The organism is Prevotella sp. S7-1-8 (assembly GCF_000758925.1).
Classification (GTDB): domain Bacteria; phylum Bacteroidota; class Bacteroidia; order Bacteroidales; family Bacteroidaceae; genus Prevotella.
Genome location: NZ_JRNC01000138.1, coordinates 1 through 582 on the forward strand (window position 1 = coordinate 1; position 582 = coordinate 582).

Annotated in this window: 1 pseudogene; it reads left to right on the top strand. The window is 40.5% G+C overall.

Annotated elements, in window-relative coordinates:
* Positions 1–342: 342 nt before the first annotated feature.
* Positions 343–582 (top strand): annotated as a pseudogene (locus HMPREF1640_RS12355) (virulence protein); the annotation flags it as partial.

Consider the following 582-nt stretch of genomic DNA (forward strand, 5'->3'; position numbering starts at 1 on the left):
GTTGGTTTAATAAAACCTTTGTCCGTTTTGCGTTTCACCGCATATTTCTGCCTGCAAAAGTAGAGAGTGTTTGCCATACTTCAAAGCACGAGGGAACAGCAGGGAAATAGAGGGAAAAACATGGAAATGACAAAAGGTTTGTCGCTCTCTTTCTTTGTCTCTTTACTCCATTTTATCATATCCTTTTAGCCAACGCAATACGATGCGTATTGTAGCAAATTAGCACCTGCCTTTCTTGCATTCTTTACACACTTGTCCTCTTGTTTGGGGCTTAAATCCATACTTTCCAACAGTATCTTGTCAAAAATCCGTGAGAAATTCATTGCCAATTTGCGCAACATTATGCAAGCACTCTCCGAATGCTTGGAACTTTCCAGTTCTCTTCATAACTTCACTCTCGGAAACCAAACCAAGCATATAATGAAAAGGAACGCAGATAAAGGCAATTCAGTGGACGAAAATAATACGCCCAAGCAAAGGAAGACTTCCTCCAAAAATGGTGAGATAGAAACCTATTTCTCCTCTTATTATGAGTTTAGGTACAACACGGTGTTGGGGCGAACCGAATACCGAAGCAAGGAA